The sequence below is a fragment of the Roseateles sp. P5_E8 genome, from assembly GCF_054177665.1.
The window spans coordinates 1-19,176 of sequence record NZ_JBGCUM010000076.1 but is presented as its reverse complement, the minus strand read 5'-3'; the positions used below and the strand labels follow the sequence as shown (position 1 = coordinate 19,176).

The 19,176-nt window shown below is 67.9% G+C and carries 21 protein-coding genes and 1 tRNA gene; 7 read left to right on the top strand and 15 right to left on the bottom strand.

What is annotated here, in order from left to right; translation table 11 throughout:
- On the top strand, positions 1-1,830 hold a 1,830-nt coding region (locus ACXRVZ_RS25375; RefSeq protein ID WP_458232977.1), incomplete at its 5' end, for a hypothetical protein.
- A gap of 51 nt (positions 1,831-1,881) precedes the next feature.
- Here ACXRVZ_RS25375 and ACXRVZ_RS25370 read toward each other — a convergent pair.
- The 6 genes from ACXRVZ_RS25370 to cysS form a co-directional block, all read right to left on the bottom strand.
- Positions 1,882-1,975: transfer RNA gene (locus ACXRVZ_RS25370), tRNA-Ser, on the bottom strand.
- A gap of 48 nt (positions 1,976-2,023) precedes the next feature.
- Positions 2,024-3,298, bottom strand: coding sequence for an aspartate kinase (locus ACXRVZ_RS25365; protein ID WP_458232976.1), 1,275 nt, complete (start codon positions 3,296-3,298; stop codon positions 2,024-2,026).
- A 59-nt stretch (positions 3,299-3,357) separates the two neighbouring features.
- On the bottom strand, positions 3,358-4,662 hold the full coding sequence (gene tilS, locus ACXRVZ_RS25360) for a tRNA lysidine(34) synthetase TilS (protein ID WP_458232975.1): 1,305 nt from the start codon (positions 4,660-4,662) through the stop codon (positions 3,358-3,360).
- A complete protein-coding gene (locus ACXRVZ_RS25355) occupies positions 4,631-5,602 on the bottom strand; it encodes an acetyl-CoA carboxylase carboxyltransferase subunit alpha (RefSeq protein ID WP_457426929.1) in 972 nt (323 codons plus the stop codon). Before ACXRVZ_RS25355 ends, tilS begins: the two co-directional genes overlap by 32 nt.
- Positions 5,602-6,231, bottom strand: coding sequence for a DNA-3-methyladenine glycosylase family protein (locus tag ACXRVZ_RS25350; RefSeq protein ID WP_458232974.1), 630 nt, complete (start codon positions 6,229-6,231; stop codon positions 5,602-5,604). Before ACXRVZ_RS25350 ends, ACXRVZ_RS25355 begins: the two co-directional genes overlap by 1 nt.
- Complete coding sequence (gene cysS, locus ACXRVZ_RS25345) at positions 6,231-7,604, bottom strand: cysteine--tRNA ligase (protein ID WP_457426933.1); 1,374 nt, start codon at positions 7,602-7,604, stop codon at positions 6,231-6,233. The genes ACXRVZ_RS25350 and cysS overlap by 1 nt, the downstream gene beginning before the upstream one ends.
- Positions 7,605-7,732: 128 nt before the next feature.
- Between cysS and ACXRVZ_RS25340 the strand changes: the two genes are divergently transcribed.
- From ACXRVZ_RS25340 to ACXRVZ_RS25320, 5 genes are read left to right on the top strand one after another with little or no spacing between them, the layout of a single operon-like run.
- Positions 7,733-8,251, top strand: a complete 519-nt coding sequence (locus ACXRVZ_RS25340) for a tetratricopeptide repeat protein (protein ID WP_457426935.1) — start codon at positions 7,733-7,735, stop codon at positions 8,249-8,251.
- A 5-nt stretch (positions 8,252-8,256) separates the two neighbouring features.
- Positions 8,257-8,817: a peptidylprolyl isomerase gene (locus tag ACXRVZ_RS25335; RefSeq protein ID WP_457426937.1), complete on the top strand. Its 561-nt coding sequence runs from the start codon at positions 8,257-8,259 to the stop codon at positions 8,815-8,817.
- Positions 8,814-9,311 (top strand): peptidylprolyl isomerase, encoded by a 498-nt coding sequence (locus tag ACXRVZ_RS25330; RefSeq protein ID WP_457426939.1) that lies wholly within the window; start codon positions 8,814-8,816, stop codon positions 9,309-9,311. Before ACXRVZ_RS25335 ends, ACXRVZ_RS25330 begins: the two co-directional genes overlap by 4 nt.
- Positions 9,308-10,054: a UDP-2,3-diacylglucosamine diphosphatase gene (locus ACXRVZ_RS25325; RefSeq protein WP_458232973.1), complete on the top strand. Its 747-nt coding sequence runs from the start codon at positions 9,308-9,310 to the stop codon at positions 10,052-10,054. Before ACXRVZ_RS25330 ends, ACXRVZ_RS25325 begins: the two co-directional genes overlap by 4 nt.
- Positions 10,054-10,827, top strand: a complete 774-nt coding sequence (locus ACXRVZ_RS25320) for a M90 family metallopeptidase (protein WP_457427019.1) — start codon at positions 10,054-10,056, stop codon at positions 10,825-10,827. Before ACXRVZ_RS25325 ends, ACXRVZ_RS25320 begins: the two co-directional genes overlap by 1 nt.
- A 58-nt stretch (positions 10,828-10,885) precedes the next feature.
- Here ACXRVZ_RS25320 and clpA read toward each other — a convergent pair whose 3' ends face one another.
- Positions 10,886-13,210: an ATP-dependent Clp protease ATP-binding subunit ClpA gene (gene clpA / locus ACXRVZ_RS25315; RefSeq protein ID WP_458232972.1), complete on the bottom strand. Its 2,325-nt coding sequence runs from the start codon at positions 13,208-13,210 to the stop codon at positions 10,886-10,888.
- Positions 13,207-13,587, bottom strand: coding sequence for an ATP-dependent Clp protease adapter ClpS (gene clpS, locus ACXRVZ_RS25310; RefSeq protein WP_457426945.1), 381 nt, complete (start codon positions 13,585-13,587; stop codon positions 13,207-13,209). The genes clpA and clpS overlap by 4 nt, the downstream gene beginning before the upstream one ends.
- A 194-nt stretch (positions 13,588-13,781) precedes the next feature.
- Between clpS and ACXRVZ_RS25305 the strand changes: the two genes are divergently transcribed.
- Positions 13,782-14,033 (top strand): cold shock domain-containing protein, encoded by a 252-nt coding sequence (locus ACXRVZ_RS25305; protein ID WP_457426947.1) that lies wholly within the window; start codon positions 13,782-13,784, stop codon positions 14,031-14,033.
- Between the two features lie 12 nt (positions 14,034-14,045).
- Here the strand turns inward: ACXRVZ_RS25305 and ACXRVZ_RS25300 are convergent, their stop codons facing one another.
- The 7 genes from ACXRVZ_RS25300 to ACXRVZ_RS25270 all read right to left on the bottom strand — a co-directional run.
- Positions 14,046-14,957 carry an acyltransferase domain-containing protein gene (locus tag ACXRVZ_RS25300; RefSeq protein ID WP_457426949.1) on the bottom strand — a complete coding sequence of 304 codons (912 nt, stop codon included), beginning with the start codon at positions 14,955-14,957 and terminating at the stop codon, positions 14,046-14,048.
- Positions 14,958-15,803, bottom strand: a complete 846-nt coding sequence (gene mdcB / locus ACXRVZ_RS25295) for a triphosphoribosyl-dephospho-CoA synthase MdcB (RefSeq protein WP_457426951.1) — start codon at positions 15,801-15,803, stop codon at positions 14,958-14,960.
- On the bottom strand, positions 15,800-16,468 hold the full coding sequence (mdcG, locus tag ACXRVZ_RS25290) for a malonate decarboxylase holo-[acyl-carrier-protein] synthase (RefSeq protein ID WP_457426953.1): 669 nt from the start codon (positions 16,466-16,468) through the stop codon (positions 15,800-15,802). The genes mdcB and mdcG overlap by 4 nt, the downstream gene beginning before the upstream one ends.
- 73 nt (positions 16,469-16,541) lie before the next feature.
- Positions 16,542-17,243, bottom strand: a complete 702-nt coding sequence (locus tag ACXRVZ_RS25285) for a biotin-independent malonate decarboxylase subunit gamma (RefSeq protein WP_458232971.1) — start codon at positions 17,241-17,243, stop codon at positions 16,542-16,544.
- Positions 17,243-18,103 (bottom strand): biotin-independent malonate decarboxylase subunit beta, encoded by an 861-nt coding sequence (locus tag ACXRVZ_RS25280; RefSeq protein WP_457426957.1) that lies wholly within the window; start codon positions 18,101-18,103, stop codon positions 17,243-17,245. Before ACXRVZ_RS25280 ends, ACXRVZ_RS25285 begins: the two co-directional genes overlap by 1 nt.
- A complete protein-coding gene (gene mdcC, locus ACXRVZ_RS25275) occupies positions 18,100-18,417 on the bottom strand; it encodes a malonate decarboxylase acyl carrier protein (RefSeq protein WP_457426959.1) in 318 nt (105 codons plus the stop codon). The genes ACXRVZ_RS25280 and mdcC overlap by 4 nt, the downstream gene beginning before the upstream one ends.
- A 7-nt stretch (positions 18,418-18,424) precedes the next feature.
- Positions 18,425-19,176, bottom strand: a 752-nt coding sequence (locus tag ACXRVZ_RS25270; RefSeq protein ID WP_458232970.1) for a malonate decarboxylase subunit alpha, incomplete at its 5' end; no start/stop codon positions are given.

Here is a 19,176-nt window from a genome sequence, read left to right as displayed (position 1 = left end):
GTCACGGCGCTGCGCCTGGGCAACGACGTTGACCTGCTGCAGCCGCCGCGCGACGCCCCGGCGTTCTGGGCTGCCTACGCGCAACTCGTCAGGCAGACGCGGCTGCACGCACGCAGCGTCTGGGGCCAGGCCTTGCCGGTCGGCGTCTCGGGCACGCTGCTCGGCTCCCTGCGCGAGCCCGGCCGCAGCCTGATGCAGGACCTGCACCGCGAAGGCGACTGGATGATGGTGCGCTATGCGCCGGCCGAAGCCGCCATCCTCGACCCGCGTGAGACACGCGCGATGGTCGAGCACCTCATTGCCGCCGCGCAGGGCAAGCCGCTCGCGCTGCTGCCCATCGCCTTCCCCTCGGCCGCGGCGGCGGGCAGTTCGGAGGTCCTGCAGAGCCAGTTCCTGCGCGCCTTCTTCGACGCCTGGGACGCCTATGCGGAACAGATTCCGCTGGTCGCCGTCTCAGCGCTGGACGATGTTGTCGCTCAGACCGCCACGGCGAGTTCCTATGGCTTTCGCCAGACCGACGGGCAGCCCAAGGCCAGCCATGGTGCGCTGCGCCAGCTCGGCTTCGAGCGCGGCTGGTGGGAGCTGCCGACACCGGCCAGCCGCAAGTTCCACATGGGCTTCACGCTCACACCCTACGACACGCCGCCCGAGCCGGCCGAGCAGGCCCGCGTGGCCGCCTACACCGATGCCAAGGTCGCCCAGCACGGCGATCTCGTCGCGCTGCACATGGATGGCGGCGTGCCCTGGTTCGAGGCCTTGCTCGACCCCTTCACGTCCGCCGAGCCGCCCTACCCCGGCTCGGTCATCGGCACCTGGCGCAACTACCGCGAGCGGCTGCCGGCCGGCAAGAAGCGGCTGGTGTCCATCAATCCGCTGGGCATCCCACGCACCGTGCTGGCGCCGATGTGGGGCTATGGCGAGGGCTTCACCTACACGGCCGACTTCAAGCGCGTGGGCAACGGCGTCGTCGCCGACGGCGAGCGCCGGCTGGCGCCAGCGCCCTTCGACAGTCTCAGCTTCGACGCCCAGGAGGTGAAATGGGCCTATCTGAAGTACGCGCTGCGCACGCTGAGCTACTTCAAGCCCGACTACCTGTGCTTCGCCATCGAAGTCAGCGCCACCGACGTCGCCGACGCGGCCGCCTTCCAGCGCTATGTCGAACTGCACCGCTTCATCTTCGAACAGCTCAAGCAGCGCCCCGAGGCCCGCAACACCAAGCTCTTCGTGTCCTTCTCGGCGACGTCCTTCATGACCGATGAGTTCGGCCACCTGATCGAGTCGCCGACCGAGGCCACGGGCTCGGCCTACAAGTACGACGAGATGGAGCCGGGCGTGCGCGAACGCCTGCGCCAGGGCCTGGCCAGCTTGGTGCCTTACATCGACCTGGTGGGCCTGTCCTACTACCCGCACTACGGCAAGTACAACGCCTACACGCAGCCGCCGGTGGCGTTCAAGTCCATGCTGCGCTTCATGAAGGAGGCCGGCGTGCCCGACACCATGCCGGTGGCGATCACGGAAAGCGGCTATTCCGGCACGCCCTTCCTGATCGACAGCTGGCTGTTCGCGGCCAACCCGGACAAGCAGCAGCGGCACCTGGAACTGCTGCTCTACGAGCTGTCGGCCATGCCCAACCCGGTCGCATTCGTCGTCAACTACACGGTGCGCGACATCCAGCAGCACTGGCAGCGCCTGCTCGAGGAAGCCGAGAACCCGCGCTTCGTCGAGTTCTACAAATATTTCCGCAACCTCGGCCTGTACGACGAGAACGGCCTGGCACGGCCGGCGCTGTCGACCTGGAGCCGCTACTACGAGCTGCCGCTGCTGCCCTGAAGCGAGCGGGCAAGAAAAAAGCCGCTGGAAGCGGCTTTTCAGGGAGTGCTTTGGAGGAGACGGAGGGATTCGAACCCTCGATTCGCGTTTTAGCGCAAATACTCCCTTAGCAGGGGAGCACCTTCGGCCACTCGGTCACGTCTCCAGCACAGCCGCGAATTCTATACCAACGCGGAGCGCTCTTTTCCGGGAATCAAGCCGCCACAGCGTCCTGGTCCAGATCAAACGCCTTGTGCAGTGCGCGCACGGCCAGCTCCATGTACTTCTCGTCGATGACGACGCTGGTCTTGATCTCGCTCGTGGAGATCATCTGGATGTTGATGCCCTCCTCGCTCAGCGCGCGGAACATCTTGCTGGCGACGCCGACATGCGAGCGCATGCCGATGCCGACGATAGAGACCTTGCAGATCTTGGGGTCGCCCACGACCTTGCTGGCATTGGTGGCCGGGCCGACGGTGTTCTGCAACAACTCCATCGTGCGCGTGTAGTCGTTGCGGTGCACGGTGAAGGAGAAGTCGGTCTTGCCGTCGTGCGAGACGTTCTGGATGATGACGTCGATGTCGATGTTGGCCTCGGCCACCGGGCCCAGGATCTGGAAGGCGATGCCGGGCTTGTCAGGCACGCCGAGCAGCGTCACCTTGGCCTCGTCACGGTTGAAGGCAATGCCCGAAACGACGGCTTGTTCCATGTTCTCGTCCTCTTCGAAAGTGATCAGCGTGCCGGAGGCGGCCTCTTCATTGATGTCGATGTCCCACGGCGTGAAGCTGGACAGCACGCGCAGCGGGACGCGGTACTTGCCGGCAAACTCCACCGAGCGGATCTGCAGGATCTTGGAGCCCAGCGAGGCCATCTCCAACATTTCCTCGAAGGTGATGGTGCTCAGGCGGCGTGCCTCGGGCACCACGCGCGGGTCGGTGGTGTAGACGCCGTCCACGTCGGTGTAGATCAGGCATTCCGCCGCCTTCATCGCCGCGGCAATCGCCACGGCCGAGGTGTCGGAACCGCCTCGGCCCAGCGTCGTGACATGACCTTCAGGGTCGATGCCCTGGAAGCCCGTGATGACGACGACCTTGCCCGCGGCCAGGTCGGCGCGCACGCGCTTGTCGTCGATGCTCTCGATGCGGGCCTTGGTGAAGGACGAGTCGGTCGCCACGGCCACCTGCCAGCCGGCGTAGCTGACCGCTTCCAGCCCCTCGGCCTGCAGCGCGATGGCGAGCAGACCGACGGAGACCTGCTCGCCGGTGGCGGCAATCGCATCCAACTCGCGCGCCAGGGCCGACGTGTGCTTGGCCGGCGACAACTCCTTGGCCAGGCCGAGCAGGCGATTGGTCTCGCCGCTCATCGCCGAGGGCACGACCACCATCTGGTGGCCGGCGCGCGCCCATTTGGCGACGCGCTTGGCGACGTTGCGGATGCGCTCGGTGGACCCCATCGAGGTGCCGCCGTACTTGTGGACGATCAGAGCCATGTGTTTGAGCGAAGGCTTAAGGTGAGCTGCCGGGACGGCACGCTCGCAAACCCCCGATTTTATGCGGCTGAATCGGCCGGGCCTTCGCGCTGAGGCAAGGCGGAGTCGTCCAACCAGCTTAGAGCCAGCTGCGGCTCATCTTGATCGGCGAAGGCACGGGCATCCATGCCCAGCCCGGCAACGGCGATGAGGTGGCCTTCAGCGTCGAACAGCAGCGGCCCGCCCCGCCGCCAGGGCGGCAGGCCGGCTTCCTGGCAGGCCTTCTTCAGGCTGCGCGACGCTGAGGCCGGCGCACGTTGGAACTGCTCGGCGCCGGCGCGGGCACTCTGGGTCAACGCGGCCAGACGCGAGGGCGCGATACCCGGTGAAGCGGGTTCGACGAGCCAGCCACCATGCCAGCCAGGCTGGAGATGGAGGCCGGGGCGGCTCAGGTCAACGCTGGACGGCAGCGGTGGCTCGAGCGTCTCGCTCGCCCAATGCAGCCCGTCGCGATAGGCATGGAGCACACCGCCCGGCGCAGGCCACGACAGCGTCGCGCCCGGCCGCCATTCGGTCAGCAGGCGCTCGACGAGGCTGGCCGGCGCGGCGGTGTGCGGCGCCAGCCAGGCCCGCAGCGCATTGCTGGCGCGGGCGGGCGACAACGCGGCCAGGCCGGCAAGGTCGAGACGCTCCGGGCTCGACAGCCCGGCCAGGTCCTCGACGGCGACTTCGGCGGCCAGCGCCTCAGCCTGCTGAGCCCAGCGCGCGGCCTGCGCGAGACCCGCCTCGGCACTCGGGAAGGCCGGCCACACCGTCTGCCGCAGCCGATTGCGGGCAAAGCGCGCGTCACCGTTGCTCGGGTCTTCAATCCAACGCAGCCCCTGCTGCTCGGCATAGGCCTGGATCAGTTCGCGCGGTTGCTCAAGCCAGGGCCGCGCCCAGCAAAGGCCGTCGCGCCATTGCGCCTGCGGCATGCCGGCAAGACCGGCCGTACCGGCGCCTCGCATGGCCTGCAACAGGAAGGTCTCGGCCTGATCGCGGCGATGGTGAGCCAGCAGCAGCAGGTCGGCGCCCGCCGCAACGGCCATGTCGTGCAGCGCACGGTGCCGGCCCTCGCGGGCCCAGGCTTCGACGCTGTCGCCGCGACCAGGCGCGCCACTCAGCCGCATGCCGGCGAAGGCTGCGCCGAACTCGCGTGCAATGCCCTCGCAATGCGCCGCCCATTCGTCCGCCTGCGGCTGCAGGCCATGGTTGACGTGGAGGGCAAGCACGCGCGCACCCGACCGGGTGGCAACGTGCAACAGCGCGGTGGAGTCGAGGCCGCCACTGAAGGCGACCGCGACAACGTCAGATTCAGCGAGCCTTGGTGTCGCTGAAGCGGCCATAGGCCTGGATGCGCTCGTAGCGGCGGTCGACCAGCTCGCGGGTCTTGAGGTCGCTGACCTGGCGCAGCGCATCAGACAGCGCACGCTTCAGGTTGGACGCCATCTGCTTGGCATCGCGGTGCGCACCGCCGACGGGCTCGCTGACGATCTTGTCGATCAGGCCCATGGCCTTCAGGCGGTGGGCCGTGATGCCCAGCGCATCGGCCGCCTCGGAGGCGCGCTCGCTGCTCTTCCAGAGGATGGAGGCACAGCCCTCGGGCGAGATGACGGAATAGGCCGAGAACTGAAGCATCAGCACCTGGTCGGCCACGCCGATGGCCAACGCGCCGCCAGAGCCACCCTCGCCGATGACGGTGGCGATGATGGGGACTTCCAGCTGCGCCATCTCGAAGATGTTGCGGCCGATGGCCTCGCTCTGGCTGCGCTCTTCGGCACCGATGCCGGGGTAGGCACCCATGGTGTCGATGAAGGTGAAGACCGGCAGGCCGAACTTCTCGGCCAGCTTCAGCAGGCGCAGGGCCTTGCGGTAGCCCTCGGGGCGCGGCATGCCGAAGTTGCGCAGCGTGCGCTCCTTGGCATCGCTGCCGCGCTGGTGGCCGATGACCATGCAGGCCTGGCCGTTGAAGCGCGCGATGCCGCCGACGATGGCCGCGTCATCCGCGAAATGACGGTCACCGTGCAGTTCCTGGAACTCGGTGAAGACTTCCGAGCAGTAGTCCAGCGTCTGCGGTCGCTGCGGGTGGCGGGCGATCTGGTAGACCTGCCACGGCGCCACGCTCGCGTAGACCTCTTTGGTCAGCTGCTGGCTTTTCTTGGAGAGGCGGTCGATCTCTTCCGAGATGTCGACGGCCGACTCGCTTTGCACGTAGCGCAGCTCTTCGATCTTCGTCTCGAGTTCCGCGATCGGTTGCTCGAATTCAAGGAAATGTTTTTTGCTCATCAGGTGTCCACCGGTAGGGGATCCAGGCTGCGCCAAATGTACCAAACCGCTACCGAGCGGTAGGGCGCCCAGGCGTCGCCGACTTCGCGCGCCTCGGCGCGGGAGACGGGCTCGCCGGAAAAGTAGTTGAGGCCGATGCCCTTCAGCAGGCCGACGTCGTCCAGCGGCATGACGTTGGGGCGCATCAGGTGAAAGATCAGGAACATCTCCGCCGTCCAGCGACCGATGCCGCGGATGGCGACCAGCTCCTCGATGATGGCCTCGTCGTCCATCTGTGCCCATTGGCGCACGTGGACGCTGCCGGCATTGAAGTGCTCGGCCAGGTCGTGCAGGTAGTCGACCTTGCGCGCCGAAAGACCGGCCGCGCGCTGGGATTCCACCTCCAGCGCAAGCACTGCCGCCGGTTGCAGCTTGGGCATGAGCGCGAGCCAACGGTTCCAGACCGACTGCGCCGCCTTGACCGAGATCTGCTGGCCGATGATGGAACGGGCCAGCGTTGCAAAGGCGTCTCCGTGGCCTTGCAGCCGGGCCTCGCCAAACTGTGGGATCAGCTTCTTCATGACCCGGTCGCGCTTGGCCAGGTGCTTGCAGGCCTCGTCCCAATAGGACGGGATGACTTCGGGAGCCATCAGCTCTTGACCCAGGTCGTGCCGTCTGCGCCATCCTTGAGCGCGATACCCCTGGCCGTGAGTTCGGCGCGAATGGCGTCAGCCCCGGCGAAGTCCCTGGCCGCCTTGGCAGCGGCGCGCGCAGCGATCCGCTCGGCGATCCACTCGGCTTCGTCGCCGCCCGAGCCGCCCTGCAGATAGGCACGCGGCTCCTGCTGCAGCACGCCCAGCACACCGGCCAGCGCCTTGAGCAGCCCGGCCTTCTGCGGCGAGCGGTCGCGGTTGACCTCGTTGACGAGGTCGAACAGCACGGCCATGGCCCCGGGCGTACCGAAGTCTTCGTCCATCGCCGTCTTGAAGGCGGCGGCGCTGGGCTCGCTCCAGTCGATGGTGACGTCAGCAGGCGGCACGGCATCGAGCGCGGTGTAGAGCCGCGTCAGCGCCGAGCGGGCGTCTTCCAGATGCGTGTCGCTGAAGTTGAAAGGCCGGCGGTAGTGCGTGCGCAGCATGAAGAAGCGCAGCGTCTCGCCGTCGAACTTCTGCAGCACGTCACGGATGGTGAAGAAGTTGCCCAGGCTCTTGGACATCTTCTCGCCGTCGACATTCAGGAAGCCGTTGTGCAGCCAGTACTTTGCAAAGCCGTAGCCCGCACCCTCGCTCTGCGCGATCTCGTTCTCGTGGTGGGGGAACTGCAGGTCGGCGCCGCCGCCGTGGATGTCGAAGCTTTCGCCGAGCAGCGCGCAGCTCATGGCCGAGCACTCGATGTGCCAGCCGGGGCGGCCTTCGCCGAAGGGCGCGGCCCATTTGGCGTCGGCCGGCTCTTCGGCCTTGGCCGCCTTCCAGAGCACGAAGTCCAGCGGATCCAGCTTGCCGTCGTCCACCGCCACGCGTTCGCCGGCGCGCAGGTCGTCAACGCTCTTGCCGCTGAGCTTGCCGTAGCCGTCGAACTTGCGCACGGCGTAGTTCACGTCGCCGCCTTCGGCGCGGTAGGCCAGGCCGCGCTCTTCCAGGCGCTCGATGAGCGACAGCATCTGCGGCACGTACTCGGTCGCACGCGGCTCGTGGTCGGGGCGCAGCAGCCCAACGGCGGCGAAGTCCTCGTGCATCGCGGCCGTCATCTCTTCGGTGAGCTGGCGGATGGTGATGCCACGCTCGACGGCACGCTTGATGATCTTGTCGTCGATGTCGGTGATGTTGCGCACGTACGTAACGTCGTAACCAATGGCGCGCAGCCAGCGATAGATGACGTCGAACGCCATGTTCATGCGCAAGTGCCCCATGTGGCACAGGTCGTAGACCGTGATGCCGCACACGTACATGCGCACCTGGCCCGCCACGAGCGGCTTGAAGTCTTCGAGGGTGCGACTGAGGGAGCTGTGGACGCGCAGAGACATGTGAAACGGAAACTGGGGGCAGGCGCCTGCACCAATAAGTAGCCCCGCGCAGGGGCCGGCCAGGCGGGGCTCATAGAATGATTTCAGTATACCGGCCGACCCTGACGCCGCCCCCCGCTACAACCCTCATGCGCCTGCCCCTCACCACCCTCGCGTTGCTCGCTGCGCTGGCCATCACACCCGCCCATGCCGACGACCTGGCCGGCGCCCAACGCCTGTGGCTGGCTGGCCAGAAGACCCAGGCCGTCGAGCAGGTCGAGCAAGCCCTGGCCCGCACGCCGGAGGACCTGCAACTGCGCTTTGCACTCGGCGTCATGCGCATGGAACTGGGCGAGCACGCCAAGGCCAAGGCCATCTTCACGCGCCTGACCCAGGACTTCCCCGACCTGGCCGACCCTTACAACAACCTCGCCGTGCTGCACGCCGCCGCCGGCGAACTGGACGAAGCCCAGGCCGCGCTGGAGCAGGCGCTGCGCCTGCAACCCGAGCATGCCCAGGCGCAGGAGAATCTGGGCGACGTGCTGATGCGCCTGGCGCTGCGCGCCTACCAGCGGGCACAGAAGCTTTCTCTCGCACCCAGTGAGCAGCTGTCCAGCAAGATCAGCCGCACGCTGGCGCTGACCGGCACCCTCAACAAGACACGCTGAAACCCATGACGAAGACTGCTCTGTTTCTCGCCGCCCTGCTGGCCGCCGCCGGTGCCTCTGCACAGACCGTCAAGCTGCAGACCACCGAAGGCGACATCCGCATCGAGCTGAATGCCGAGAAGGCGCCCAAGACGGTGGCCAACTTTCTGCAATACGTGAAGTCCGGCCACTACAACGGCGTCATCTTCCACCGCGTCATCGGCAACTTCATGATCCAGACCGGTGGCTATGACGCGAAGCTGAACCAGCGCCCGACCAAACCGCCCATCCCGCTGGAGTCGGGCAACGAGTTGCCCAACCTGCGCGGCACCATCGCGATGGCGCGCACAGGTGACCCCAACTCGGCGACGTCGCAGTTCTTCATCAACGTCGTCGACAACTACAACCTCAATGCCGATGTCGGTCGCATCGGCACCGGCTACGCCGTCTTCGGCCAGGTCGTCGAAGGCATGGACGTTGTCGACAAGATCCGCGCCGTCGAGACCAAGTCGGTCAGCGTTCACGAGAACCTGCCCATCAAGCCCATCTTCATCACCAAGGCCGTCATCGAGCCTGCAAAAAAATGAGCCAAGTCAAACTCACCACCAACCACGGCGACATCCTCATCGAGTTGGACGCCGAAAAGGCGCCGCTGTCGGTCGCCAACTTCCTCAGCTACGTCCGCAAGGGCCACTACGACGGTACGGTCTTCCACCGCGTCATCAAGGGCTTCATGGTCCAGGGCGGCGGCTTTGAAGTCGGCATGAAGCAAAAGCCCACCGACGCGCAGATCCAGAACGAGGCCAACAACGGTCTGAAGAATGCCCACTACACGCTGGCGATGGCGCGCACCAACGCGCCGCACTCGGCGACGGCGCAGTTCTTCATCAACACGACCAACAACGGCTTCCTGGACTTCAAGTCCGAGAGCCCGTCGGGCTGGGGCTACGCGGTCTTCGGCAAGGTCGTCGAGGGCCAGGACGTCGTCGACAAGATCGAGAAGTCCAAGACCGCCACGCGCGGCGGCCACGGCGATGTGCCGGTCGAAGACGTCGTCATCGAAAAAGCCGTCGAGGTTTGATCCACACGCTGACGGCCCCGGCGCAGTGGCAGCAGGTCGACCTGCTGTCSGACCTGCACCTCGGGCCGGACACGCCGGGCACSSTGGCCCGGCTTGARCAGCACCTCGCCGAGACGCTTGCGCAAGCGGTGCTGCTGCTCGGCGACATCTTCGAGGTCTGGGTCGGCGACGACGCGCGCCACGAGCCCTTCGAGGCCAGCGTCGTGCGCCTGCTGCGCGACGCGTCGCAGCGCCTGGACCTCTTCTTCATGCCCGGCAACCGTGACTTCCTCGTCGGGTCAGATCTGCTGCTGGACGCCGGCATGACCGCCCTGCCCGACCCCACCGTGCTCGACGCCTTTGGCCAACGCTGGCTGCTGGCGCATGGCGACGCGCAATGCCTGGACGACGCGGCCTATCAGGCCTGGCGCGCAACCAGCCGTTCCGCCGCATGGCAGGCCGACTTCCTGGCCAAGCCCCTGGCCGACCGCCAGGCTTTTGGCCGCCAGGCACGGGCACAGAGCCGCCAGTCGCAGGTGGCGCAGCTGATGGCTACCGATCTCGATGCCGACGCCTGCCGCGCGCTGCTGACCGAGGCCGGCGCGACGACGATGATCCATGGGCACACGCATCGGCCGGCGAACCACGACCTTGGCGATGGCCTCAAACGAGTCGTGCTGTCCGACTGGGATTTGGACTCGACACCGCCGCGCGGCGACGTGACCCGCCTGTCCGCCGCCGGCCTGCAACGCCTCCCGCTGTGATCCTGAAAGCCCTGCGCAGCTGGCGCGAACAGCGCGCCGTCGAGCGCCACGCCATTCCAGATGCGCTGTGGCAGCTGACGCTGCTGCGCTACCCCTTCCTGGCCCAACGCAGCGACGGCGACCTCGCCGAGCTGCGGCGCCTGTCCAGCCTCTTCCTGTCGACCAAGGAGTTCCACGGCGTCGATGGATTCGAGGTGTCCGACGAGGTCGCCGTCGCCGTCGCGGCGCAGGCCTGCCTGCCGGTGCTGCGCCTTGGCCTGAGCTGGTACGACGGCTTTGTCGGCATCGTCATGCACGCGGGCGAAGTCGTCGCGCAGCGCTGCTTTGAAGACGAAGACGGCGTCGTCCACGAGTACGACGAGGAACTGGCCGGCGAGGCCATGGAAGGCGGCCCGCTGATGCTGGCCTGGAACGCGGTCGCTGTCTCAGACGACCCAGCCCAGTTCGGCGCGGACGCGGTTTTCAACGTCGTCATCCACGAGTTCGCCCACGTCATCGACATGCGCGATGGCCTGGCCGACGGCGTGCCGCCGCTGGATGCCGATGAGCGTGAGCAATGGATCACCGTCATCGATGCCGAGTGGGAGCGCTTCTGCAAGCGCATCGACGCTGGCGAGGAGACCTTGATCGACCCATACGGCGGCGAGGCTGTCGAGGAGTTCTTCGCCGTCGCCGTCGAGGCCTTCTTCGTCGCCCCAGCCGCGATGCGCGCCGAGGAGCCGGCGATGTACGAGCTGCTAGCCGGCTTCTTCAAGCAAGACCGGGCAGGCTGAACGAAAAAAAGGGACGCCGAGGCGTCCCTTTCTACTCAGAGCCAAGAGAGGCTCAGGCTCAGGCCGTCGCCGGCTCGGCCTTGGGCTTGTTGTCCTTGGCCGGCTTGGGCGGCGTGGGCTGGATGTCCAGCACGGTCTCGCCCTTGTCGTCCACGTCAACGCTGAGGCGGCCACCGTCGACCAGCCTGCCGAACAGCAGCTCGTCGGCCAGCGCCCGGCGGATGGTGTCCTGGATGAGGCGCTGCATCGGCCGCGCACCCATCAGCGGATCGAAGCCCTTCTTGGCGAGATGCTTGCGCAGCGCGTCGGAGAAGCTGACCTCGACCTTCTTCTCCTGCAGCTGGCTTTCCAGTTGCAGCAGGAACTTGTCGACCACGCGCAGGATGATTTCCTCGTCCAGCGCGCGGAAGGACACGATGGCGTCCAGGCGGTTGCGGAACTCGGGGGTGAACAGCCGCTTGATGTCGACCATCTCATCGCCCTGCTGGCGCGACGTGGTGAAGCCGATGGTGGCCTTGTTCAGCGCCTCGGCACCCGCGTTCGTCGTCATGATGATGATGACGTTGCGGAAGTCGGCCTTGCGCCCGTTGTTGTCGGTCAGCGTGCCGTGGTCCATGACCTGCAGCAGCACGTTGAAGACGTCCGGGTGGGCCTTCTCGATCTCGTCGAGCAGCAGCACCGAGTGCGGCTTCTTGGTGACGGCCTCGGTCAGCAGACCGCCCTGGTCGAAGCCCACATAGCCCGGAGGCGCGCCGATCAGGCGGCTGACGGCGTGGCGCTCCATGTACTCGGACATGTCGAAGCGGATCAGCTCGATGCCCAGGATGTAGGCGAGCTGCTTGGCCACTTCGGTCTTGCCGACGCCCGTGGGGCCGCTGAACAGGAAGGAGCCCACCGGCTTCTCGGGCCGGCCCAGGCCCGAACGCGCCATCTTGATGGCGGCGGCCAGCGCATCGACGGCCGGGTCTTGCCCAAACACGACGCTCTTCAGATCGCGGTCCAGCGTCTTGAGCTTGCTGCGGTCGTCGCTGTTGATCGACGCGGGCGGGATACGCGCGATCTTGGCAACGATGTCCTCCACCTCGACGCGCGTGATGGTCTTCTTCTGCTTGCTCTTGGGCAGGATGCGCTGCGCGGCACCGGCCTCGTCGATGACGTCGATGGCCTTGTCGGGCAGGTGGCGGTCGTTGATGTACTTGGCCGACAACTCCGCTGCTGCCTGCAGCGCGCCCAGCGCGTACTTGACCGAGTGGTGCTCCTCGAAGCGGCTCTTCAGCCCCTTCAGGATCTCGATGGTCTGCTCGACCGAGGGCTCGGGCACGTCGATCTTTTGGAAGCGCCGCGACAGCGCCGCGTCCTTCTCGAAGATGCCGCGGTACTCGGTGAAGGTGGTTGCACCAATGCACTTCATCTGGCCGCTCGACAGCGCCGGCTTCAGGAGATTGCTCGCGTCCAGCGTGCCGCCCGAGGCCGCACCGGCGCCGATCAGCGTGTGGATCTCGTCGATGAAGAGCACCGCGTTGGGCTGGTCCTTCAGCGACTTCAGCACGGCCTTCAGGCGCTGCTCGAAGTCGCCCCGGTACTTGGTGCCCGCCAGCAGCGCGCCCATGTCCAGCGAGTAGACGACCGAGTCGGCGAGGACCTCAGGGACTTCGCCTTCGGTGATCCTCCAGGCCAGGCCCTCGGCGATGGCGGTCTTGCCGACACCGGCCTCGCCGACCAGCAGCGGGTTGTTCTTGCGCCGGCGGCAGAGGATCTGCACGACGCGCTCGACCTCGGCCTCGCGGCCGATCAGCGGGTCGATCTTGCCGTCCTTGGCGAGCTGGTTCAGGTTCTGCGTGAACTGCTCCAGCGGCGACGCCTTGGCGCTGGCGCCCTCGCCTTCCTCGCGCTCACCTTCCTGGCCCTGGGACTGGCCTTCCGGCGCCTTGGGCGGCTCGGGGTCGGTCTTCTTGATGCCGTGGGCGATGAAGTTGACGACGTCCAGGCGCGTCACGCCCTGCTGGTGCAGGTAGTAAACGGCGTGCGAGTCCTTCTCGCCGAAGATCGCGACCAGCACGTTGGCGCCGGTCACTTCCTTCTTGCCGCTGCCCGTGCTCTGCACATGCATGATGGCGCGCTGGATGACGCGCTGGAAGCCGAGCGTGGGCTGGGTGTCCACCTCGTCGCTGCCACCCACCATGGGCGTGTTTTCCTTGATGAACTGCGTCAGGCTCTTGCGCAGGTCATCGAGGTTGGCCGCGCAGGCGCGCAGCACCTCGGCGGCGCTCGGGTTGTCCAGCAGCGCGAGCAGCAAGTGCTCGACGGTGATGAATTCGTGCCGCTGCTGGCGCGCCTCGACGAACGCCATGTGCAAACTGACTTCAAGCTCTTGCGCAATCATGCGGCCTCCATAATGCACTGCAGGGGGTGGCCGGCACGCCGGGAGGCGGCCAGAACCAACTCCACCTTGGTCGCGGCGACGTCCTTGGTGAAGACACCGCAGACCCCGCGACCCTCGTGGTGGATTTTGAGCATGATCTGCGTCGCCGTATCGAGGTCATGCCGGAAAAATTCCTGCAGAACCATGACAACAAACTCCATTGGCGTGAAATCGTCGTTCAGCAGCAGCACCTGGTAGAGCCGCGGGGGCTCGGTTTTCTGCGTCTGGCGCTCAACGACGACCGCCCCGTCGCCTTCGTCCTTACCCGGCTTCAGAGGAGGCACGGGCGGGGGCGGAGTCGACTGGTTTAGCGGAGAAAAAACGGGGAGCACAGGCATGTCGGGATTCTATCGACGGGGTGGTTTCCCTCGACGACTGCGGGCACTTGGCGACGCTGGGCGAAATTGCAAGCGAGAACCTGCTCAGGTTCTGAGGRTCAACCCGGCCGGGAAGGTCCCGAATTGACGCCCGTGTTTGCGTCACCAGAATCTCGTCCGCCTCTCCAGGGAGGTGCTAAAAATATGGAGACAACATGACGGCACTGGGCAAAGTCAAGTGGTTCAACGACGCCAAGGGCTTCGGATTCATCGAGCCGGAAGCCGGCGGCGATGATGTCTTCGCCCATTTCTCGGCGATCCAGATGGAAGGCTTCCGGACGCTGAAGCAGGGCAGCCAGGTGCAATTCGAGCTGGTGCAGGGCCCCAAGGGGCAACTGGCGCAGAACATCACGCCGATGGAAGCTGCAGCGCTCGCCGCTGAACAGCAGCAGCCGCTGGCGTCCTGAGAGGCCCAAAACCTACGCCGACTGCTGCGCCACCCAGCGCAGTACGCCCTCCGGCCCCTGGAACTCGTCGACCGAGCGAACCGGAATCGCTGGGTGGCGCTCGCGCCACATCGCCGCCAGCGTCGTGCCGGGGCCGACCTCCAGCACGCAGTGCGCGCAGCGCTCGGCGATGCTGTCCATGCAATCGTCCCAACGCACCGTGCTGGCGATCTGCCCGGCCAGCGCCGGCGCGAGCACGGCCAGTTGGCGGCTGGCTGCGCCGGTGAAGTTGCAAACCACCGCTGACTGAGGCTGGCGCAGATCCGCCGCCTCCAAACGCCGGGCGAAGGCAGCCGCAGCCGCAGCCATCGCAGGCGTATGCGAGGCCACGCCGATGGGCAGGCGCGTGCAGCGCAGGCCCATGCCACCCCAACGCACTGCAGCGGCGTCCAGAGCCTCAGTCGGGCCGCCAACGATGGCCCGTTCTGCGCCAATGCGGATCGCGACCGACAAGCCGCTGGCCGATTCGGCCTCGGTCAGCGCATGCGGCCCCTGCACGGCCATCAGGCCGGTGGGGCGGTCGGCGACGCAGTCGCTCATGGCCTGGGCGCGCGCGGCGGCAAGACCGAGAGCCGTGGCCGCATCGAACACGCCGGCTACGGCGAAGGCGGACAGCTCGCCGACGCTGTAGCCAGCAACGACGGCCGGCCGGGGGAGCCGCGTGGCCAGCACCTGCCAGGCTGCAATGCCGATTCCCGTGAGCAGCAGTTGCGCCACACGGTTGGCATTCAGCCACCCGGCGTCGTCCAGGCCGTCTCGCCAGTCCCGCCCCAAGTGGGCGTTCAAAGCCTTCAGCGTCGAAGCAGCCTCGGGCTGGGCATCGAGCCAGGGCAGCATCTGCGGATGCTGCGCGCCCTGGCCCGGGAAAAGCAGCGCGAGACTCATTCAGCCGAGGCGTTCCAGCCAGCAGGCGGCGGCCAGCGTGTCGGCCGCGCCGCCGGGCGACAGGCGCCGGCGCACGAACTCGGCGCTCAAGGACCTTGCCGCGTCCAGGCCTTGCGGAGCTGCCGCGCCGCCCGCTGCCAGGAAGTCGCGCGCAGCGGCCTGGGCGAAATGCAAGCCTTCGAGGCCGCCACGGTGGGCCAGGTTGCTGTCGTCCAGCTGGGCCATGACGGCGAACAGCGTGTCAAGCCGGGCCGGCGTCGATGCAAGGCCACGCGCGCGCGCCGCCCGCAAGGCCGGCTCGGCCGTCTCGAACAAGGTCGGAAAGCCCAGTGCCGCCTCGGCGGAAGCGCTGCGCAGACCGAGGCGGCATGCCGCCATGCCGCCGGGCAACTTGGACGGCCGCTGGGCGCGCGCGGTCAGCGCGTCGCCCCAGCGTGCGGCCAGCGTCTGCCTCAGCGCCAGCGGCGTGAGGCGACAGCCTTGCGCGGCCAGCGCACCAGCAGAAGCGCACAGCAGGCCCAGCATGAAGATCGCGCCGCGGTGCGTGTTGATGCCGCCGGTGGCCGCCAGCATGCGGGCTTCGGCCGCAATACCGCAGCGCTCCAGTGCCTCGAAGCGCGCGCCTGCGGCGCCCAGCTCGGCGATTTGCACGAAGTAGCTGCGCAGTGCGAACAGGCTGCGCATGAACGTGTGGGCGTCCATGTCGGCGTGGCTGCCGCGGTCGCTCAGCGTGACGAGGCCGGGCTTGGGCGTCAGCGCCAGTTCGTCATGCAGCGCCAGCGTGGCGGCACGGCCGATTTCCTGCGCGCTGGGYGCGTGCGCGGTCGGGGCAAGCTGGCGCCTCATGCCATCACCTCGGCGCCTTCAAACATGCTTAGGGACTCGGCCATGGCGGCGCCATGCAGCCGCTTGACCAGCAGCGTGCGCGCCCTGCCCTCGCGCCAGGCCTGCCATTCGCGCCAGGCCACGGCGGCGGTGCCATCGAACACCAGTTCGCCGTCCAGGCGCAACGTTGGCGCCGCGAACTCGCTCAAGGCCGCCGTCACGGCATCGGCCTGCCCGGCATCGTCCACGGCCACCCAGAGATCAAGGTCGGAGCCGTCGCGCAGATGGTCCAGCCCGGTGAGTTGCTGCCAGCCGTGGCTGCCGTAGACGCGCGCCGTCACACCACAGGCCTGCAACTGCGCCGCAAGCCGCCGAGCTGCCGCGCGCGCGCTGGCCGGTAACTGGCCAACCACTTGATCCAGGCGCGGGAACTCGTCGAAATACAGCACGTCGGCCAGCGGCACGCGCAGCGCGAGGCGGCGGCGCTGCCAGCGGCGCGGCGCGCACAGGCCCAGAGCGACGGTCTCGCCGTCATCCTCGGGCTGGCGCGTGACGACAACGGGCAGGCTGTGCCCGGCCCAGTGCTGCAGGCAGTCGCGCGACGCGCCGTCCCACGCACCACCCAGCAGGCGCTGCCAGCCGGCACGCGACAGCCAGGCGATCTGGTGGCGGTGCAGCGGCGTCATTGGTGCACCCTTCGGCCTGCGGCCTGTCCCGCCAAGCGGGAGCGAGCTTGCTTGGGGCGGCCCGGCACGGCGCTCATGGTGCGTCCAGCACCTGTTGCGCGACGCTTGCGGCCATCCGCCGTCCACCCCGTGCGGCGCCCTCCTCCGCACGGCGGTCGTCGGTCGGTGCGTCTGCGAGCGCCTCGCGCAACGCCTGGGCCAGGTCGCCCTGCCAGAGCCGGCGCACCCCGCCCATTGCCACGTAGTTGCCCACGCCAGGCGCAAACACGGGGTTGGACTCGGACAGCTCGGCCAGCAGTGGCTCGGGCAGCTTGGTGACGCGGGCCATGGCCGGCAGGCGCATGACGCGGATCTCGGCCTCGGGCAGCGCGTCGCAGGCGTCGGCGATCAGGCCGGACGTGATGAAGCCGCCGGACAGCGCCTGGTCGTAAACAAGGCCCAGCACGCGGTGGCCGCGGCGGCGGGCGAGGTCGAGGGTCATGCCGAGATGGGCCATCGCGCGGTTGATGCCCAGCAGCTCGTCGCGGCGGCGCAGCTGCTGGCCTTGGGTGTCGATCAGCAGCAGGATGGCGCGACCGGGGTGCTGCGCCATCGTGTCGAGCACGGCGCGGGCCTGGGTCAGCGCGAGCTGAACGCCGATGGGCGCGTGGTCGGTGGTGCCGATGACGGCGATGGGCTCGCCGTCGAACTCGACCTCACCGCGCAGGAAGTCGCCATCGCGCGTGATGCCGTGGTCGGCACCGAACAGCTGGGTTGCAAGCGTGGGCCAGTCCATCAGTGGACTCCCAGGGCCAGCACGCCGGCCACGTCGAGGTCGGGCACATGGGCTGCGTCGGGCAGGCCGAGTGCCGCCCACAGCGAGATGGCCTCGTCACCGTTGAAGCTCAACCGCGCAGCAAGCTTGGCATGTTCTTCCTCAAGCAATGCCAGCGTGACTGGCCGACCTGCATCCAGCGCCGCGATGGCCGCCGCGCGGAACGCGGCCACGTCGTCCTCCACCAGCACATCGCAGTCGCCACTCAGCCAGCGGTGCTTGCCACCGGTGGTGCGCCACACCAGCGCGCGGTCGCGCGAGTCGAACTCCTCGACGCCGTGCGAAGCCTCGATGACCTCGGGGCCGGACATGGCCAGGCGGCCGAGGTCGCTCATGACGATGTGGTCGGCACAGCGCGCGACGATGCCCATGCCGCCGAAGCAGCCGTTGGCCCCGCCGATCAGCACGATGACGGGGATGCCGGCCGCGCGCACGTCCAGCAGCGCACGCATGACCTCGGACACAGCGATCAGCCCCGCGTTGGCCTCATGCAGTCGCACGCCGCCGGACTCGGCCAGCAGCAGCACGGCGCGCGGCCTGTCGCGCAGCGCGCGGCGCATCAGGCCGACGAGCTTGGCGCCATGCACCTCGCCCACGCCGCCGCCCATGAACTGGCCTTCCTGAGCCGCGACGAAGATCTCGCTGCCCGCCAACGTCGCGCGGCCGATGGCCACGCCGTCGTCGAAGGAGGACGGCACGCCGAGCTGGGCCAGGTGGGGGCTGGTGAGCCGCATGGCGGGCGGCAGCCACTCGTGAAAGCTGTCAGCATCGACGACCAATGCCAGGCGCTCGCGGGCCGAACATTCAGCGTAGGACATCATGGCTGCAGCTCCTGCGCGGCCTGGTCCAGCCGCAGGCTGACGACAGCCGGTGTGGCGCCCATGTCGTGGATGGACAGCAGCACGCCGGAGAGTTGGTGACGCTGGTGGAAGTCGCTGACAACGGCTGACCAGATCGAGCCGAAGCCTCGCGCCGAGGTTTCGATGTGGATGGCGCAGCCGTCACCGGCAGCCGGCTCCAGCAGCACTTCGAGGTTGCCGGAGCCGACCACGCCGACCAGCACCGGCGTGAAGGCGCCAGCGGGACGCGTGCCGGTGAAGGCGTAATCCAGGGTTTCGAGGCCAGTGATGCTCATCAAATCCTCACCAGTTGCGGAAACGCTTGGGCGGGCTGTAGAGACCGCCCGAGGCGCGCACGAGGTCGCGCATGCTGCGCGCGGCGAGCAGGTTGCGGGTGGCGTTGCGCGGGTCGATGCCGAGGTCGGCAGGCCGCTTGATGACGCCGCGGTCGCGCAGGTTCTCCACCATGCGCGCATCCCGCGCCAGGCCCACCGCCGTGTAGCCGGCCACGCCGCGAATGGCCTGCTCGCGCTCCTCGTCGCTGCGGCACAGCAGCAGGTTGGCGATGCCTTCCTCGGTCAGGATGTGGCTGACGTCGTCGCCGTAGATCATGATCGGCGGCAGCGCCATGCCGGCCTGCTCCTGCAGCGTCCAGGCGTCGAGCTTTTCGACGAAGGCGGGCTGCATGTGCTCGCGGAAGGTCTCCACCATCTGCACGACCAGCTTCTGGCCGCGCGGTGTGCCGGCGGCACCTTGCAGCCCGTCGCGCGCCTCGCGGCCGGCCTTCAGCCAGGCCGGGCTGGCGTGGCGCCGGCCGCGGGCGTCGGCGCCCATGTTGGGCGCGCCGCCAAAGCCGGTGATGCGGCCCAGCGTGGCGGTAGAGCTGTTGCCCTGCAGGTCGATCTGCAGCGTGGAGCCGATGAAGAGATCGCAGGCGTAGTGGCCGGCGGCCTGGCAGAAGGCGCGGTTGCTGCGCAGGCTGCCATCGGCACCGGTGAAGAACACGTCCGACCGGGCGCGGATGTAGTCCTCCATGCCCAGCTCGGAGCCGAAGG

Bases quoted from the DNA above. Each gene is read 5' to 3' on its own strand.
- ACXRVZ_RS25365 (WP_458232976.1), bottom strand. From the start codon at position 3,298: ATGGCTCTGATCGTCCACAAGTACGGCGGCACCTCGATGGGGTCCACC.
- tilS (WP_458232975.1), bottom strand. From the start codon at position 4,662: ATGGCCGCTTCAGCGACACCAAGGCTCGCTGAATCTGACGTTGTCGCG.
- ACXRVZ_RS25355 (WP_457426929.1), bottom strand. From the start codon at position 5,602: ATGAGCAAAAAACATTTCCTTGAATTCGAGCAACCGATCGCGGAACTC.
- ACXRVZ_RS25350 (WP_458232974.1), bottom strand. From the start codon at position 6,231: ATGGCTCCCGAAGTCATCCCGTCCTATTGGGACGAGGCCTGCAAGCAC.
- cysS (WP_457426933.1), bottom strand. From the start codon at position 7,604: ATGTCTCTGCGCGTCCACAGCTCCCTCAGTCGCACCCTCGAAGACTTC.
- ACXRVZ_RS25340 (WP_457426935.1), top strand. From the start codon at position 7,733: ATGCGCCTGCCCCTCACCACCCTCGCGTTGCTCGCTGCGCTGGCCATC.
- ACXRVZ_RS25335 (WP_457426937.1), top strand. From the start codon at position 8,257: ATGACGAAGACTGCTCTGTTTCTCGCCGCCCTGCTGGCCGCCGCCGGT.
- ACXRVZ_RS25330 (WP_457426939.1), top strand. From the start codon at position 8,814: ATGAGCCAAGTCAAACTCACCACCAACCACGGCGACATCCTCATCGAG.
- clpA (WP_458232972.1), bottom strand. From the start codon at position 13,210: ATGATTGCGCAAGAGCTTGAAGTCAGTTTGCACATGGCGTTCGTCGAG.
- clpS (WP_457426945.1), bottom strand. From the start codon at position 13,587: ATGCCTGTGCTCCCCGTTTTTTCTCCGCTAAACCAGTCGACTCCGCCC.
- ACXRVZ_RS25305 (WP_457426947.1), top strand. From the start codon at position 13,782: ATGACGGCACTGGGCAAAGTCAAGTGGTTCAACGACGCCAAGGGCTTC.
- ACXRVZ_RS25300 (WP_457426949.1), bottom strand. From the start codon at position 14,957: ATGAGTCTCGCGCTGCTTTTCCCGGGCCAGGGCGCGCAGCATCCGCAG.
- mdcG (WP_457426953.1), bottom strand. From the start codon at position 16,468: ATGACGCCGCTGCACCGCCACCAGATCGCCTGGCTGTCGCGTGCCGGC.
- ACXRVZ_RS25285 (WP_458232971.1), bottom strand. From the start codon at position 17,243: ATGGACTGGCCCACGCTTGCAACCCAGCTGTTCGGTGCCGACCACGGC.
- ACXRVZ_RS25280 (WP_457426957.1), bottom strand. From the start codon at position 18,103: ATGATGTCCTACGCTGAATGTTCGGCCCGCGAGCGCCTGGCATTGGTC.
- mdcC (WP_457426959.1), bottom strand. From the start codon at position 18,417: ATGAGCATCACTGGCCTCGAAACCCTGGATTACGCCTTCACCGGCACG.